Here is a 14,072-nt window from a genome sequence, read left to right as displayed (position 1 = left end):
GGAACTACAGGAAGCCGGGAAAGGGCGTGAGCCCCATGAGCACGGCTCCCGCGCCGTCGTACATGCCTTCGGAGAGAAACGCGTGCTGTACGACCACCGAGGCGTCCCTGAGGTAGCGCTGCATCTCGTTGGCCGAGTAGATCGCCGAGGTGCCACAGACCTCGTAGGCGGCGCGCACGACGGCGAAGCCCGTCTTCGCCACGTGGACCGCTGCCAGCCGCAGCATCGCGATCTGTTCGTCGGTGGCCGGGTTGCCCGCGACGATCGAGGCGTACACCTCGCCGGTGGTCTCGTAGAAGAACGCCCTCGCCGAGCGCAGCCGGGCCTCCGCGGTGGCGACGGCGCTGCGGTAGTAGGGCCGGTCGGCCGGTTTGGGGGCACCGGTGATGCCCTTCCTGCCCGCGCCGACCCTGATGGCGTAGTCCAGCGCCGCCCTCGCGACGCCGAGGTTGACAACGGCGAGCACCTGCGCCGCGTAGGCAACCGTCGGATAGCGGTAGAGCGGTTCGTCCACGGTGACCTCACCGCCGCGGATGAACGTCCAGTCCTGATCGACGACGACGTTCTCGACCCTCAGGTCGTGGCTTCCCGTCCCCTCAAGGCCCACCACGTCCCAGTTCTCGACGATCGTCACGTCCTCCGGCCGCAGGATCGCCGTCCTCGGCTTGGCCGATCCGTCACCGGCCGGGCCGATGCCGACGCCGAGCACGTCGGCGCCCTTGCAGCCACTTGCGAACCGCCACGTGCCGTTCACCAGAAAACCGCCGTCCACCCGTTCGGCCGGCTGCAACGGGAAGAGGCCACCGGCGAAGGTGAGATCGGGACCGTCGGCGAACAACCGCTCCTGTGTCGCGAGTGGGAGCGCGGCGAGGTAGGTGGTCGCCGAGCCGAAGCTCGCGACCCAGCCGGCCGAGGCGTCCACTTCGGATATCCGCTCGACCATCCTGAGGAACTCGGCCGGTGCCAGCGCGTCTCCGCCGAACCGTTTCGGCGTCGCCGCGCGATAAACGCCAACGCGCTTGAACTCGTCGATCATGTCGCGCGGAACATGACGCCGCGCGGTGAACTCCTCGCGCCGGAGCGCGACATTCGCGAGGACTTCCTCGAAGGTCGGCTCGGAAACCGAGTCCTGTTCCTGGGAACTCGCGCTGTGTTGCGTTCGCGTCATCGGCGTTCTCCTTGCTTGCTCCTGGCGCCCATGCCAGGACACTAAGCAGCCTCAGGACTCCGTCACAATGCGAACACTTTCCCCCGCGACCCGGCGGTTTCCTGCGTCGAGTAAGGGAATTATCTATGGCGGATCGCCGTACACTTTAGATTCGCTGTGAGCCTTGACAGGCAAATGTTCAAACTGCAATAACTTCCCTGTTCCCCCCAATGCGCGGGCCGGCCCGTTCCGTCGATGGTCGCCATCCGCATCCGGACGGTCGCAGGCCCCTCCTGCAAGGAGTTCCCGTGAGAACCACCGCAGCCACCACCTCACCACGCCGCGTGGCGATGGCGAGTCTGATCGGCACGACCATCGAGTGGTACGACTACTTCATCTACGGCCTCGCCGCCGCGATGGTGTTCGGACCGCTCTTCTTTCCCGAGTTCTCCTCGGCAGCCGGAACACTCGCAGCCTTCGCGACCTTCTCGGTCGGCTTCCTCAGCCGCCCGCTCGGCGGCATCGTCATGGGCCACTTCGGTGACAAGGTCGGCCGCAAGTCGATGCTCGTCATCTCACTCATGATGATGGGCATCGCCACGGTCGGTATCGGCCTGCTGCCCACCTACTCGGCGATCGGCGTGTGGGCTCCGATCCTGTTGGTGACTTTCCGGCTCATCCAGGGAGTCGGTGTCGGCGGCGAATGGGGCGGTGCCGTACTGATGGCCGTCGAACACGCGCCTGCCCGCAAACGCAGCTTCTACGGGAGCTTCCCGCAGATGGGGGTACCGGCGGGGCTGATTCTGGCCAACCTCGCCTTCCTCGGCATCACTGCGGGCATCAGCGAGGAGGCATTCCTCGCCTGGGGCTGGCGAATCCCGTTCCTGCTCAGCGCGGCGCTCGTGGTCGTCGGCATCGTCATCCGCTTCTCCATCACCGAGAGCCCCGACTTCGAGAAGATGAAGCGGGACAAGACCGAGGAGAAGATGCCGGTCATCACGGTGCTCAAGCGCAACCCGAAGGAGGTCGCGCTCGCCGCCGGAACACTGATCGGCATCAACGCCGTCAGCTACATCTTCATGACCTACCTGTTGTCCTACTCGACCTCGGTACTCGACCTGCCCCGCACCCAGATCCTGATCTTCGTGCTCGTCGCCTCCGTGGCGTGGCTGGTGGTCATTCCGGCCGCCTCGGTCGTCGCCGACCGGCGCGGCAACCGGCCGGTCATGCTGCTGGGCTCCGTCGGCATGGTCATCGCCTCGCTCGCCCTGTTCCCGCTCGTCGACACCGCGATTCCCGCGCTGATCCTCATCGCGCTCTTCTGCGTCGCCGTGGTCAAGGGCATGGTGCACGGACCGCTGGCCGCGCTGTACGCCGACCTGTTCCCCGCCGAGATCCGCTACAGCGGGGTGTCGCTGGCCTACCAGATCGGCGCCATCCTCGGCGGCGGGTTCGCCCCGACGATCGCGACCGGCCTCTACGCGAGTTTCGGTTCCTCGGTGCCGATCACGATGTACCTCGGGCTGACCACGATCGTCGGCCTCACCTGTGTCTATCTGATCGGGCGCAGGCGCACTCCCGGCGCCGCCGCACCGGCCTCGGCGGAGAAGGCGACCTTGAGCGCGTGATGAGCAAGCGGGTCACCCCTGCCGGGGGTGACCCGCCTCGTTGCCGTCGGCCAGCGGAAGCACGAACGAGAAAACCGCCCCTCGCGGGCGGTTTTCCGTCACGCCGAGGGTGCCGTTGTGCCTGCTGATGATGCGGTGGCTGAGCGCGAGCCCGATACCGTTGCCGTGTTCCTTCGAGGTGAAAACCCCTTCGAACACCCTCCGCCGCGCCGCGGCCGACAGCCCGTTGCCGTAGTCGATGACGGCCAGCTCCACCTCGTCGCCGTCGCGGCGTGTGACGATGTCGACTCCGCGCTCGGCGGCCGGTCTCGCCGCCATCTCGTCGATGGCGTTGAAGGCGAGGTTCATGACGACCTGCCCGATGAGGACCTTCTCGCAGCGAACCGGCAGCGGCTGCTCCGCGAGGCTGGTCGAGAGCGCGACGCCCTGCTCACCAGCCCTCAGCTCGATGAAGTAGAGACAGTCCTCCACGATGGCGTTGAGATCGGCCAGCTGCATCGACTGTTCGAGGCGCACCACGTACTGCCGCAGGCTCGTGATGATCTGGCTGGCCCGCTCGATCTGGAGCGTGGCGTTGTCGAGACCCCAGAGCAGTTTGTCGGCTCGCGTCTCCCCTCCGCCAAGCCGTCCCCGCACTCCCTCCACGAAGTTGAACGCCGCCGCCAGCGGCTGGCTCAGCTCGTGCGCGATGGCCATCGCCATGTCACCCATGGCGTTGTACCTGGCGAGGTGGTCGAGGTGCTGCCGGTCCCTGCGGTGCTCCTCCTCCTCGGCGACCCGGTCGGAGATGTCGTGGAAGAGCACCAGGTAGCCACGCAGATCGCTCTCGATGTCGAGATACTGGCAACTGCCCGCATACCAGCGCACACTGCCGTCTCTCGCGACGAGCCGGTATCTCGCGTCCTCCGAACCGGTTCCCCGGTAGGTACGCGCGATGATGCCGCGCAGCACCGGGACGGACTCCGGGTGACAGAACGTGGTGAAGTCGGTACCCGTGAGGTCGCCGACGCTGGTGTGCAGCAGTTTCGCGGCCGATTCGGAGGCGAAGGTGATCACGCCGTCGTCGTCGAGCACCACGATGCCCTCGACGAGGTTGCTCAGGAAGGCCCGCAACCTGCCCTCGGTACGGAACAGGTCGTGCTGGACGGCCTTCTCCTCCGCGATGTCGCGGAACTGCACCATGACGATCGGGCGGGAAGGCAAATCGACCCTGATCGCGATGGCCTCGGTGATGATCTCCTCACCGCTTTTCGCGCGATAGCACCATTCCGTCGCGCTCATCCCGTGGTCGGCGGCGCGTTGCAGCCACGCCCTTCCGATGTCGCGCCGGTACTGCCGGGCGTTGGCGCTCATGTCGGGCGCCTTGAGCGGTTTCAGCTCGTCGACGGTGAACCCGAGCAGTTCACACGCGGCGGTGTTGGCCCAGATGATGTCCTTGGTGTGCGCGTCGTGCAGTAGCACGCAGTACTTCAGCGACTGGATCAGCCGCCGGTAATCGGCGAGACCGAGTTCTTCCACGCCGCCTCCACTCAACTCGCCGGGGGTGTGACACCGGCCTGTAGCAGGTCGCGGACCAGCGTGGTGATACTCCTCGCTCCGGTCTTCTCCCGGATTCTGGTGCGGTGCACGTCGACGGTCTTGACGCTGATCCCGAGTTTCACGGCGATGCTCTTGCTCGGCAGTCCCTCGATGAGGTGGCCGAGAATCTCGCGTTCACGCTGGGTCAGGCAGTCGATCCGGGCGGTGAGGTCACGCGCCGTCGCCGCGACCGAGAACCGGGATCGCGCCGTGCGCAACGCCTCCTGCACGACATCGAGCATGTGCTGGGGATCGTAGGGTTTCTCAAGGAAGTCCACGGCGCCCCGTTGCAGCGCGCGCACCGACATTCTGATGTCGCCGTGCGCCGAGACGAACACGATCGGCAGCACTGCTCCGGCCGCGTTCAGCGTCTCCTGCAACTGGAACCCGCTGACGTCCGGCATCCGCACGTCGAGCACGAGGCACGCGGGCCGCAACGGGTCGTAGGCGGCGAGGAACGCGGCGACGTCGGTGAAACACCACGCCTCGATGTGCACCGATTCCAGCAACCACGCCAGGGAAGCGCACAGTTGCTCGTCATCGTCCACGACGTAGACGACGGTGCTTCTCGCGCTCGCTTCACCGGCATCGCCGGAACCACCGGTGCGCACCGTGCCCGGCTGGTCGCCCATGACCATCACCGGCATCACCTCACGTTCAGTCGGCCCACTCCGCGCGCGCGGTCCAGTACTCACTGCCATCGGCGCTCACTCCGTGACGCCACGCACTGACCCTGCGAAGGCGGGGCTCGGCTTTCGCGGTGGCGGCATCGGCGCCACCAGGCCCGTTCTCCGTTGCCTGCCAATGTACCCAGTTCAGTTCCCTGCCGTCGGCAGCGTGCACGAACAGGTCCACATGCGACCATCCGTAACCGTGAGTGTCGGCGTAACACGTCAGCAACATCCCGCGTTCCGCCGGGCCCGGCCGGTGTGGATCACGGCGCCCGGAATCGCTGTCCATCGTCGTGGGGTCTCCTTGTCTGCGCGCGTCAACCCGGGAGCGCGGCCTCGGTCAGCCGCTGGGTACGAAAATGGGAGATCAGCGCGCGTCGCGGCGTCAGCAGGAAGTCGACCTCCAGCCTGGCCACCATGAGTTCGCGCTCTCCCGTCCGGTAATGGGAAATCTGCTGCATCAGCCAGCATCCGGCCGCGCTCGCCCCGTTCACCTCGATCGTGCCCTGGCCGAGAATGTGCACGTTCGACTCGAAGTGCGGATTCGGCGGCAGGTAGGAGCCGACCATGTCGACGACGGCTTGCCTTCCCCTCGTGGCCCCGAACTTGTCCGCGTAGGTGGTGCCGACGCCCTCCCATACCACGTCATCGGTGAACAGCTCGGCCAGCTCTCCGCGCTCACCGTCGGCTCTCGGTACGTCACACAATCTGAGGTAGCGGGTGATCGTGTCACGAACGCGCTCTCGCTGGTCCACCATCGGCCACCTCGCTGCCTGCCTCGTCTCGGGTACCGTGACCGTAGGCAGCGGGCAATACCAAGGGCAATCGGAGCTTTCCGGCTCCATCGTGGTGAATTGCCTCATCGGAGTAAAGAAATCCTCAGCCCGTCCAGCCCCTTGGGGGGCGCGCCGCGCGATACCGATGTTCACGACAGCCGGGGGCAATGATCCATTGTGGACACATTGATTGTCGCGAGCAGCTTCGAACACAGGATCCACAATGGACGCCCAGGTCCGGGATCCGAGCCTGAGCGGAGAACCATCCCGGATCACCGTTCAGGGGCCTCCGCTCGACGACAACCCTTCTATATATCAGCAAATGCATGCGAAGTCCACAGCGGGCGACAACCGCGGACAGCAAGCCGGATCACTCACGGTAACACGATGTGAGCAAGATCAACACTGGGTGAGCGCGCGCGGAATCCGGTGCCCCGACGACGTTTTCAGAAGCAACCACCCGCACTCCGGACGCCGCCTGCCAAGGACACCGTTCCACCGCGCGGAAAACCCGGCCAAATCCGGCGGGACGGGGTGAGCGTGGCTTGTTCACGGTCCACACGGGCTTTTTCGGCAACCGCCGCCGACTGCGGAGAGTTGCCATCGAGACGGCGACTCTCCTGGCCAACGCTTGACGACGTCCTAACTGGTCACGGACTTGCCAACGGGTACGAAACCGCGCCGAGCGAAGCGGATCGCGGGCCGTACTGGCCGGTTCAGCCGTCAATCGGTGATCAACTACTGTCTTCGCAATCACCATAGAGGAGGTACCTCGGCGGTGCCCGTTGTGCGAAGATCCCTCAGGTTCATAGGGGCTGTCGGCAACCGCGAGCAAGCGGCGATGGAAGGACAAGGAGCGCGATTTGGACGGCGCCGGCGAGGTGGACGGGTACTTCACGAGCATGGCTCACGAGCAGCTTCGCGCAGAGGTCAGGAGCTTCGCCGAGACCGAGGTGTCGCCGCTGGTCGCCGACATGGAATCGGCGAGGGCTATCCACTATGTACTGTCCAGGCGGATCGCCGAGCAAGGCTGGATCGGAGTGACGATCGGGCCGGAGTACGACGGGATGGGGCTGGGGCATCTCGCCAAGACGATCATCATCGAGGAGCTGTCGAGGATCAGCGGCGCCATGGGTGCGATGGTGCAGGCATCGCAGCTCGGCGTGGCGAAGATCCTGCATTTCGGCAACGAGGAGCAGAAGCAGCGGTGGCTCCCCGCCGTCGCCTCGGGGGCCTGCCTCCCCACGATCGCCGTGACGGAACCGGATTCCGGCGGTCACGTACTCGGGATGACCGCCACGGCCCGCAGGGACGGCGACGACTATCTCCTCAACGGCAGGAAGGTCTTCGTCGGCAACAGCCACATCGGTGACCTGCACGGTGTCGTCGTCCGCACCGGAAAGGGCTCGAAAGGACTCTCCGCCTTCCTCGTCGAGCCCGACCGGCCGGGGTTCCGGCTCGGCGAGTACCAGCCTTCCATGGGACTACACGGATTCAGCTTCGGTGAACTGATCTTCGAGGACTGCAGGGTGCCCTCGCACTGCCTGCTCGGCGCCGAAGGAGACGGCCTCGCCGTCGCCTACTCCTCCAGCATCCTCTACGGCAGACCGAACCTGACCGCCGTCTCGCTCGGCATTCACCAGGCCATCGTCGAGCGCACGGTCCGGTTCGCGATCGAACACCAGCGTTACGGCCAGTCGCTTGCGGAACTTCCCGCCGTCAAACAGAAACTGGGACAGCTCCAATCCCAGCTCATGACGGCCAGGCTGGTCGCCTATCACGCGGCGAGGCTGCTCGACAAAGGCATTCCGTGCGACGCCGAGCTGATGAACGCCAAACTCGTCAATGTCGAGTCCTCATTGGACTCGGCGAGGACCGCCATGGAGGTGTTCGCCGCGCACGGCCTCTCCCCCGACCAGCAGATCGAACGCTTCGTCCGCGACGCCCACCACATCTACGCCCCGGCGGGTACCTCGGACGTGCAACGGCTACGGCTCGCCGAGACGGCGCTGGGAACCAGCAAGGGCCAGTGGTCCCAGCGCCTTTCCGATCAGCTCACGCATAGTAGTGCCGGCTTGCGGCTTCCTGTTGCTGTTCCCGCTGGTGGATGAGGTCGGTCAGCTCGGAGGCGAGCGACTTGATGGTCTCCAGACCGGGCCGCCCCCACGGGCGCGGTTCGGTCGCCACCACGCAGATCGTGCCCAGCGCCGTCCCGGTGCGGTCGATCAGCGGCGCACCGAGGTAGGACCGGATGCCAAGCTTGTCGACGACCGGATTACCCGCGAACCGCGGATAGTCGCACACATCGTCGAGCACGAGTGCCTTGCGGCGCACCACGACGTGCGGGCAGAACCCATGATCGAGGCCCATTTCCCTGCCTGGATCGGCGTGCACGGACCCCTGCACCGCCTCAAGCGCGCCACCGGTCCTCGCCGCGGACGGCGTGTACAGGCCCGCGAAGTACTGCTGCCGGTCGTTGATGAAGTTGACCATGGCGAACGGCGCACCGGTGATCGTGGCGAGCCTCGTCGCGAACTCGTCGAACACCTTGTCCGGCTGGTCCCCCAGCCCCAGCGACCGGAGCCTCGCCATCCGCTGGGAGACCTCGGGATCCTCGGGAGCGGTCAGGATGCGGTCGTCGGTCACCTCGAAGTTCATCACTAGCTCCGAATCTCGTGTGCGGCGTTGTGCTCGACGGTGGTGGGAAGGGTCTCGACGATGTGCTCGACGAGCGTGATCAGCACACCGTTGGCCGACTGGGTGTCGCGGGCGTCGCAGCGCAGTAGCGGCACTCGGGGGTTGAGATCCAGCGCGGCCCTCACGTCGGCGGCGTGGTAACGGTAGGCGTTGTCGAATTCGTTGATGGCGACGAGGAACCTGATGCCCCGCCGCTCGAAGAACTCCACGGCGGCGAAGCAGTCCTGCAACCGGCGAGTGTCGGCAAGCACGACCGCGCCGAGCGCGCCCCTGGACAGCTCGTCCCACATGAACCAGAACCGGTCCTGCCCCGGGGTGCCGAACAGGTACAGGACCATGTTCTCGGCCAGAAACGTGATCCGGCCGAAGTCCATGGCCACCGTGGTGGTGGTCTTGGACTCGACACCGGTGACGTTGTCGATGCCCACGCTGGCCGTCGTCAGCCGCTCCTCCGTCGTCAACGGCTCGATCTCGCTTGCCGCGCCGACGAACGTCGTCTTGCCGACGCCGAACCCTCCGGCGACGAGGATCTTGAACTGGGTAGGGAAGAAGTCAGAGGCGTCGGAGACCATTGAGGAGCGCTTCCAGTAGGTTCGGGTCGGCTGCGTCGAAATCGGTGATCGGCATGCGAGCAGTGACCGCGCCCGACTCGATCAGGTCGGAAAGCAACACCTTGACCACCATCACCGGCTGCCGCAGATGTGCGGCGACCTCGGCGACGGACGTCGGCGAATTGCACAGCCGCAGTGCCTGCGCGTGCTCGAAACCCAGGCTGCCGGGGGCGATCCTGCCCCGTCCCGTCGCCCGCACCTGTGACATCAGGTCGAGTGCGGCGCTGGGATGCGTCCGGCCGTTGGTCACCGTGTAAGGGCGGACCCACAGTTCGTCGCCGAGGTCGGCGACCGGAGGTTCGTCGGAATCGGGCATCGGCGTCAGTCCGCGTATCCCGGAGCGCCGCGATACCGGGTAGGCGTCGCGAGATATGCCGGAACCTGGGTGCGCAGCCTGCCCATCTCGTAACTCAGGATGCCGGTGTCGACGTCCCTGCCCGCGAGCACCGTCAGCACGGTCCCCTCGCTGGCCGCGGTGACCAGCAGAATCACCTCGCCCAGCTCCGAGACGACCTGTCTGACCCCATCGCCCCCGCTGAACCGGGTGCCGACCTGCTGGGCGAGCGAACACAAACCGCTGGCCAGCGCCGCGAGTGTGTCGGCGCCGTCGTTGTCGAGCCCGTGCCAGAACTTCGGGATCCCGTCCGAGGACAGCAGCAACGCACTGCGGGTGTGCGGAACCGTGTCGACGAGACGGCGAAGAAGCCAGGTCAGGTCATCGGCCATGAAATGGATGCTCCTTGTGTACTGCCGTGTTGCGGGTGATCGGTTTCCGCGCCGTTGTCGTGCTCGTCCTGAGCCCTGTTGATGCCCTGCTGCACGGAGGCCATCAGGTTGGTGTCATGGCCGGGAATGGGCCGTGTCGGCGTGGGTGGGTCGTGCAGCTCCTGGCGGAGGTGCGAGTGTCCGCGACGTTGCGGCAGCGGCGGCGGGGCCTGCTGCCCCTGTGCCGCTTCGGGTTCCGGGGGGCCTGGTTCCCCTGCCGGGGCATCCGATGCCGACGCGGCCCGCACGGCCGCATTGAACGTGGTGCCGGGCTCCCTGGTCGGCAGCGGCGGTAGCTCGTGCCGCGCCGGAGCGGCCGAGGGTTCCTCCCAGCCGGTGCCGGGGTCGGCGATGTCGCCCGCCGCCGCGTACACGGCGCCCTTGCGTGAGGGCAGGGGTTCCGAGAGCGGCTGGGCGGGCGCGGGAGGCTCGGGCGACAGCGAGGGTACCGGCGGGACGGGCGGCAACGTCGCGGTCACCGCGGACGGCGGGGCAGGCCGCGCCGAGGGCACGGCCGCCGCCTTCGGTTCCGCCGCGCGCCGGGCCCTCGGTGGACTGACCGGTTCGGCTTCGTCGGCGATCAGGTTGTGCGGCAGCACGACGGCCGCGTCGATACCGCCGAAGATGTTCGTCTGGAGTCGCACCCTGACGTTGTGCCTGCGGGACAGTTCCTTCACGACGGCGAGCCCGATCCGGCCGTCCTGGAGCAGGTCCGCGATGTCGATCTGGGTGCTGCCGTCGAGCAGCCGGTTGATCCGCAGCAAGTCCTCCGTGGTCATACCGAGACCCCGGTCCTGGACCTCGATCGCGAGCCCGGCGGTGACCTTTTGCGCGCGCAGCACCACCTTCGGCGAGTCGGGCGCGGTGAAGGTCGTCGCGTTCTCCAGCAACTCGGCGAGCAGGTGGATGATCTCGGCGACGGCGTGCCCGTTCAGCTCGATCCCCTCGACGGGCACGATGCTGATCTGTTTGTAGTGCTCGACTTCCGCTACCGCCGAGCGCAGTACCGCGTTGGCGCTGACCGGTTTGCTCGACCGCCGCTGGGGCGCTTCGCCACCGAGCACGGCGAGGTTCTCCGCCTGTCGCCGCACGCGCGTCGCGAGGTGGTCGATCTCGTAGACGCCACGCAGGAGGTCGGGATCCTCCATCTCGCGTTCGAGTTCGTCGACCCGCTTGATCGCCCTGTTGATCAGCGATTGCAGCCGCCTCGCGAGTTTGACGAAAACCTCACGCCCCTGGTCCGAATCGTGTTCGAGCATCGAACGCACGGCGTGCGATCCGGCTGACCGCGCCGAGGGGGCCGCCATCATCGAGGGCACGACAGGCATTGCGTGCGCCCCGGTGTCGGCCCTGGGCGCGGGAGACGGTTGATGAGCTTGCCTGGGTTGCTGTTCCCGTTCCGCCGCGGAAGCGGCGGTGACGCGAAGGAAATGGCGCAGTTCTCTCGCGGCGGCGTCGCCCTTGGCCACGGCGAGCAAAACGACCACAAGGGACATCACCACGACGGCGACGGCGACGACCAGCGCCCACGAGTCGTCGGCGATGATCAGCGCGATTCCCGCGATGCCAAGCACCGTAACGATGGCGACGGCGAGAGTGGTGATTTTCCTGAGCTGGGACCGCAGCTCGTCCACCGCGATGGACCCGTCGGCCTGACCGCCCCGTTGCCGGGGCGCCCTTGTTGGCGGAGCGGCTTCCCGTAGCTGCTTGGACATCGGGTCCTTTCTGTCCCAGGCGAAACTGCGGAGAGCAGATCGTAGTGAGCCGGCCGGTCCCCGTCCGCGACGGACCGACAACCGACAGTCGATCTTGGTGCGCAGCGATGCTACCGCATCGGTGACAGGGCAGGATAAACCTTGGCGGCTAGCGTCCCGGAACCACCTGTGAGGTGCCGAAATACCCGAATCCAGCTACCTCTGCGCCTGCCTCCCGCTGTGTCCGGCGCACCGGACGGTGTCCGCTGCGCGAGCCAGGTGTCCCGCCCGCCGGACACGTCCGCGAGCCCCCGCTCAGGCGCGCGAGATCCGCGTCGACGAGGCCGGTCTCGCGCCGGGAGCACCGCGACCCGGCACTCAGTCCTTTGTGGTCACTCGACGACCGCGACGAACCCACCGGGCGAAGCCGGGGGCGGTCGGAGAACCACGAGCACACGCCGGGAATGTCCGGCTATACAAGGAAAGTCCCGGCGTGTCACACCTGACCACTCGTTCGGATACCGACCCGGCCAGATTTAAGTCAATCACTTGACTTAGATCGATCCGGGTCGGTTAACTGGTCCCGGAACCGAACCCGAACACCCAGGAGGGCACACGTGAGCCAAGGCGGGGCAATAGAGTCGCCGGAGTCGCCGGACTATCCCTTCACCGGCCCGGCCGCGCTGGAGCCGCCTGCCGAATGGGAACGACTGCGGCTGCGATGCCCCGTATCGCGGGTGAGCCTGCCCAGCGGCGACGAGGCCACCCTCGTGACCCGCTACGACGACGTGAAGCAAGTGCTGTCGGACTCCAGGTTCGGCAGGGCACTCAGCGCTCCGGACGCGGCAAGGATCTCCGACACCGAATCCGGTGGGCTGTTCAACAGCGAGCTGTCGACCACCTTGCCGCAGAGCGGCGAGGGCCACCAGCGCTGGCGGCGCCTCGTGAACAGGTGGTTCACGGCGAAACGCATGGCAGCGCTGCGGCCGGGCATCGAGGCGATGGCGGAACGGCTCGTCGACGAGATGGTCGAGCACGGGCAGCCCGCCGATCTCAAGGCAGCCGTCGGTTTCCCGCTTCCCGTGTGGGTCATCTGCGACATGCTCGGGGTCCCAGCCGAGGACCGCGACCGGTTCGCGCACTGGTCGGATTCGCTGCTCAACCTCACCCGTTACACCCAGGAGGAGGTCGAGACCGCGCAGGCCGAGTTCTTCGCCTACCTCGGCGGCCACATCGCGGAGAAACGCGAGCGGCCGGGTGAGGACCTGCTGAGCGAGCTCATCACCAGCACCGACAGTGCCGGTGAGCTGATGAGCGACCGCATGCTCGTCGCGACCGGCCTCGGCCTGCTCGTCGCGGGACACGAGACGACGGCCAACATGATCGGCAAGATGGTCGCCATGCTGCTGGCCGACCGGCGGCGCTGGGAACGGCTCGTCGCCGATCCGTCCCTCGTCCGCACCGCCGTCGAGGAGTCACTGCGCTTCGACCCCAACCCTGGGCTCGGCATGGTGCGCTACCTCGACGAGGAGGTCGTGGTCGGCGGGGAGAGGCTGCCGAGTGGCACCACCGTCATGTGCAGTATGGCCTCGGCCAACAGAGACGACGGTGCCTTCACCGAAGCCGCGACGATGGACATCGGCCGCAGCCCCAACCCGCATCTCGCGTTCGGCAGCGGTGCCCATTCCTGCCTCGGTCAGGCGCTCGCGCGCACCGAGTTGCAGGTCGTGCTCGCCGTGCTGCTGCGCAAGCTGCCTTCCCTCGAACTGGCCGTTCCCTCGGACGACCTGCGCAGAGTGGAAGGGCTCGTCGTCGGCGGGCTGCGCGAAGTCCCGGTGCGGTGGTGACCGTGCCCGGCGACACCGCGCGAGCCGAACGAGGCAACGCCACGCGTGAGGCGATCCTTCGGGCCGCGGAGCGGCTGTTCGCCGAACACGGGGTCTTCGCCGTGTCCAACCGGCAGATCAGTGAGGCCGCGGGGCAGGGCAACAACGCCGCCGTCAACTACCACTTCGGCACCAAAACCGATCTGGTGCGCGCGATCGTGCGGCACCACGCCGTTCCGATCGAACGCATCAGGGCGCGCATGGCCGATGAGGCAGGCCAGTCCACCGGCACCAGGGTCTGGGTCGCCTGCCTGGTGCGGCCATCCACCGAGCACCTCGCCGAACTCGGGCATCCCACCTGGTTCGGCAGGTTCGGCGCGCAGATCATGACCGATCCGGTGCTGCGCGACATCATGGTGGAGGAGTCGCTGACCTCCCCCGCGCTCGTGCGGACCGTCGACGGGCTCAACCGCTGCCTTCCCGGCCTGCCCATCGAGGTGCGCGTGGAACGCGGCGACATGGCCCGCCAGCTCATGGTGCACGTGATCGCGGAACGCGAACGCGCCATCGCCGAAGGGACACCGACACCCCGGCCCGACTGGCACGGGACGGCGACCGGCCTGATCGACGCCATCACCGGACTGTGGCACGCGCCCATCACCCCGTGCCGCTGAAAGCA

The 14,072-nt window shown here is 67.0% G+C and carries 14 protein-coding genes; 4 read left to right on the top strand and 10 right to left on the bottom strand.

Going from position 1 to position 14,072, the window contains the following annotated elements:
- Positions 1–4 precede the first annotated feature (4 nt).
- On the bottom strand, positions 5–1,168 hold the full coding sequence (locus BAY61_RS14295) for an acyl-CoA dehydrogenase family protein (protein WP_091798170.1): 1,164 nt from the start codon (positions 1,166–1,168) through the stop codon (positions 5–7).
- Between the two features lie 287 nt (positions 1,169–1,455).
- Here BAY61_RS14295 and BAY61_RS14290 point away from each other — a divergent pair, with 287 nt between their 5' ends.
- Positions 1,456–2,775, top strand: coding sequence for an MFS transporter (locus tag BAY61_RS14290; protein WP_245866086.1), 1,320 nt, complete (start codon positions 1,456–1,458; stop codon positions 2,773–2,775).
- A gap of 12 nt (positions 2,776–2,787) precedes the next feature.
- Here BAY61_RS14290 and BAY61_RS14285 read toward each other — a convergent pair whose 3' ends face one another.
- From BAY61_RS14285 to BAY61_RS14270, 4 genes are read right to left on the bottom strand one after another with little or no spacing between them, the layout of a single operon-like run.
- A complete protein-coding gene (locus tag BAY61_RS14285; RefSeq protein WP_091798164.1) occupies positions 2,788–4,293 on the bottom strand; it encodes a PAS domain S-box protein in 1,506 nt (501 codons plus the stop codon).
- An 11-nt stretch (positions 4,294–4,304) separates the two neighbouring features.
- On the bottom strand, positions 4,305–5,000 hold the full coding sequence (locus BAY61_RS14280) for a response regulator transcription factor (RefSeq protein ID WP_245866085.1): 696 nt from the start codon (positions 4,998–5,000) through the stop codon (positions 4,305–4,307).
- Between the two features lie 10 nt (positions 5,001–5,010).
- Positions 5,011–5,313, bottom strand: a complete 303-nt coding sequence (locus BAY61_RS14275; protein WP_245866082.1) for a hypothetical protein — start codon at positions 5,311–5,313, stop codon at positions 5,011–5,013.
- 28 nt (positions 5,314–5,341) lie between these two features.
- Positions 5,342–5,782, bottom strand: a complete 441-nt coding sequence (locus tag BAY61_RS14270) for a nuclear transport factor 2 family protein (protein ID WP_176879522.1) — start codon at positions 5,780–5,782, stop codon at positions 5,342–5,344.
- A gap of 881 nt (positions 5,783–6,663) precedes the next feature.
- Between BAY61_RS14270 and BAY61_RS14265 the strand changes: the two genes are divergently transcribed.
- The gene (locus BAY61_RS14265; RefSeq protein ID WP_245866080.1) at positions 6,664–7,911 is read left to right on the top strand and encodes an acyl-CoA dehydrogenase family protein; all 1,248 of its coding nucleotides are present in this window, start codon (positions 6,664–6,666) and stop codon (positions 7,909–7,911) included.
- On the opposite strand, the gene BAY61_RS14260 is transcribed toward BAY61_RS14265, so the two are convergent.
- Genes BAY61_RS14260 through BAY61_RS14240 form a run of 5 tightly spaced genes read right to left on the bottom strand, consistent with a single transcriptional unit; the run spans position 7,856 to position 11,588 of the window.
- Positions 7,856–8,458 carry a GAF domain-containing protein gene (locus BAY61_RS14260; RefSeq protein WP_091798160.1) on the bottom strand — a complete coding sequence of 201 codons (603 nt, stop codon included), beginning with the start codon at positions 8,456–8,458 and terminating at the stop codon, positions 7,856–7,858. The two genes, BAY61_RS14265 and BAY61_RS14260, sit on opposite strands and share 56 nt — an antisense overlap.
- A gap of 2 nt (positions 8,459–8,460) precedes the next feature.
- Positions 8,461–9,069, bottom strand: coding sequence for a GTP-binding protein (locus tag BAY61_RS14255; protein WP_091798157.1), 609 nt, complete (start codon positions 9,067–9,069; stop codon positions 8,461–8,463).
- Entirely contained in the window at positions 9,050–9,424 is a 375-nt protein-coding gene (locus BAY61_RS14250) for a DUF742 domain-containing protein (protein WP_091798154.1), read from the bottom strand. The genes BAY61_RS14255 and BAY61_RS14250 overlap by 20 nt, the downstream gene beginning before the upstream one ends.
- Before the next feature lie 5 nt (positions 9,425–9,429).
- A complete protein-coding gene (locus BAY61_RS14245; protein ID WP_091798151.1) occupies positions 9,430–9,834 on the bottom strand; it encodes a roadblock/LC7 domain-containing protein in 405 nt (134 codons plus the stop codon).
- Positions 9,819–11,588, bottom strand: a complete 1,770-nt coding sequence (locus BAY61_RS14240) for a sensor histidine kinase (protein WP_091798148.1) — start codon at positions 11,586–11,588, stop codon at positions 9,819–9,821. Before BAY61_RS14240 ends, BAY61_RS14245 begins: the two co-directional genes overlap by 16 nt.
- A gap of 596 nt (positions 11,589–12,184) precedes the next feature.
- Here BAY61_RS14240 and BAY61_RS14235 point away from each other — a divergent pair.
- Both BAY61_RS14235 and BAY61_RS14230 read left to right on the top strand, forming a co-directional pair.
- Positions 12,185–13,414: a cytochrome P450 gene (locus tag BAY61_RS14235; RefSeq protein ID WP_091798145.1), complete on the top strand. Its 1,230-nt coding sequence runs from the start codon at positions 12,185–12,187 to the stop codon at positions 13,412–13,414.
- Between the two features lie 2 nt (positions 13,415–13,416).
- Entirely contained in the window at positions 13,417–14,067 is a 651-nt protein-coding gene (locus tag BAY61_RS14230; RefSeq protein ID WP_091798958.1) for a TetR/AcrR family transcriptional regulator, read from the top strand.
- The last annotated feature ends 5 nt before the right edge of the window (positions 14,068–14,072 follow it).

The sequence above is a fragment of the Prauserella marina genome, from assembly GCF_002240355.1.
In the GTDB taxonomy this organism is placed as follows: domain Bacteria; phylum Actinomycetota; class Actinomycetes; order Mycobacteriales; family Pseudonocardiaceae; genus Prauserella_A; species Prauserella_A marina.
This window is presented reverse-complemented; position numbering and strand designations above follow the sequence as displayed.

Bases quoted from the DNA above. Each gene is read 5' to 3' on its own strand.
- BAY61_RS14295 (WP_091798170.1), bottom strand. From the start codon at position 1,168: ATGACGCGAACGCAACACAGCGCGAGTTCCCAGGAACAGGACTCGGTT.
- BAY61_RS14280 (WP_245866085.1), bottom strand. From the start codon at position 5,000: ATGCCGGTGATGGTCATGGGCGACCAGCCGGGCACGGTGCGCACCGGT.
- BAY61_RS14275 (WP_245866082.1), bottom strand. From the start codon at position 5,313: ATGGACAGCGATTCCGGGCGCCGTGATCCACACCGGCCGGGCCCGGCG.
- BAY61_RS14270 (WP_176879522.1), bottom strand. From the start codon at position 5,782: ATGGTGGACCAGCGAGAGCGCGTTCGTGACACGATCACCCGCTACCTC.
- BAY61_RS14260 (WP_091798160.1), bottom strand. From the start codon at position 8,458: ATGAACTTCGAGGTGACCGACGACCGCATCCTGACCGCTCCCGAGGAT.
- BAY61_RS14255 (WP_091798157.1), bottom strand. From the start codon at position 9,069: ATGGTCTCCGACGCCTCTGACTTCTTCCCTACCCAGTTCAAGATCCTC.
- BAY61_RS14250 (WP_091798154.1), bottom strand. From the start codon at position 9,424: ATGCCCGATTCCGACGAACCTCCGGTCGCCGACCTCGGCGACGAACTG.
- BAY61_RS14245 (WP_091798151.1), bottom strand. From the start codon at position 9,834: ATGGCCGATGACCTGACCTGGCTTCTTCGCCGTCTCGTCGACACGGTT.
- BAY61_RS14240 (WP_091798148.1), bottom strand. From the start codon at position 11,588: ATGTCCAAGCAGCTACGGGAAGCCGCTCCGCCAACAAGGGCGCCCCGG.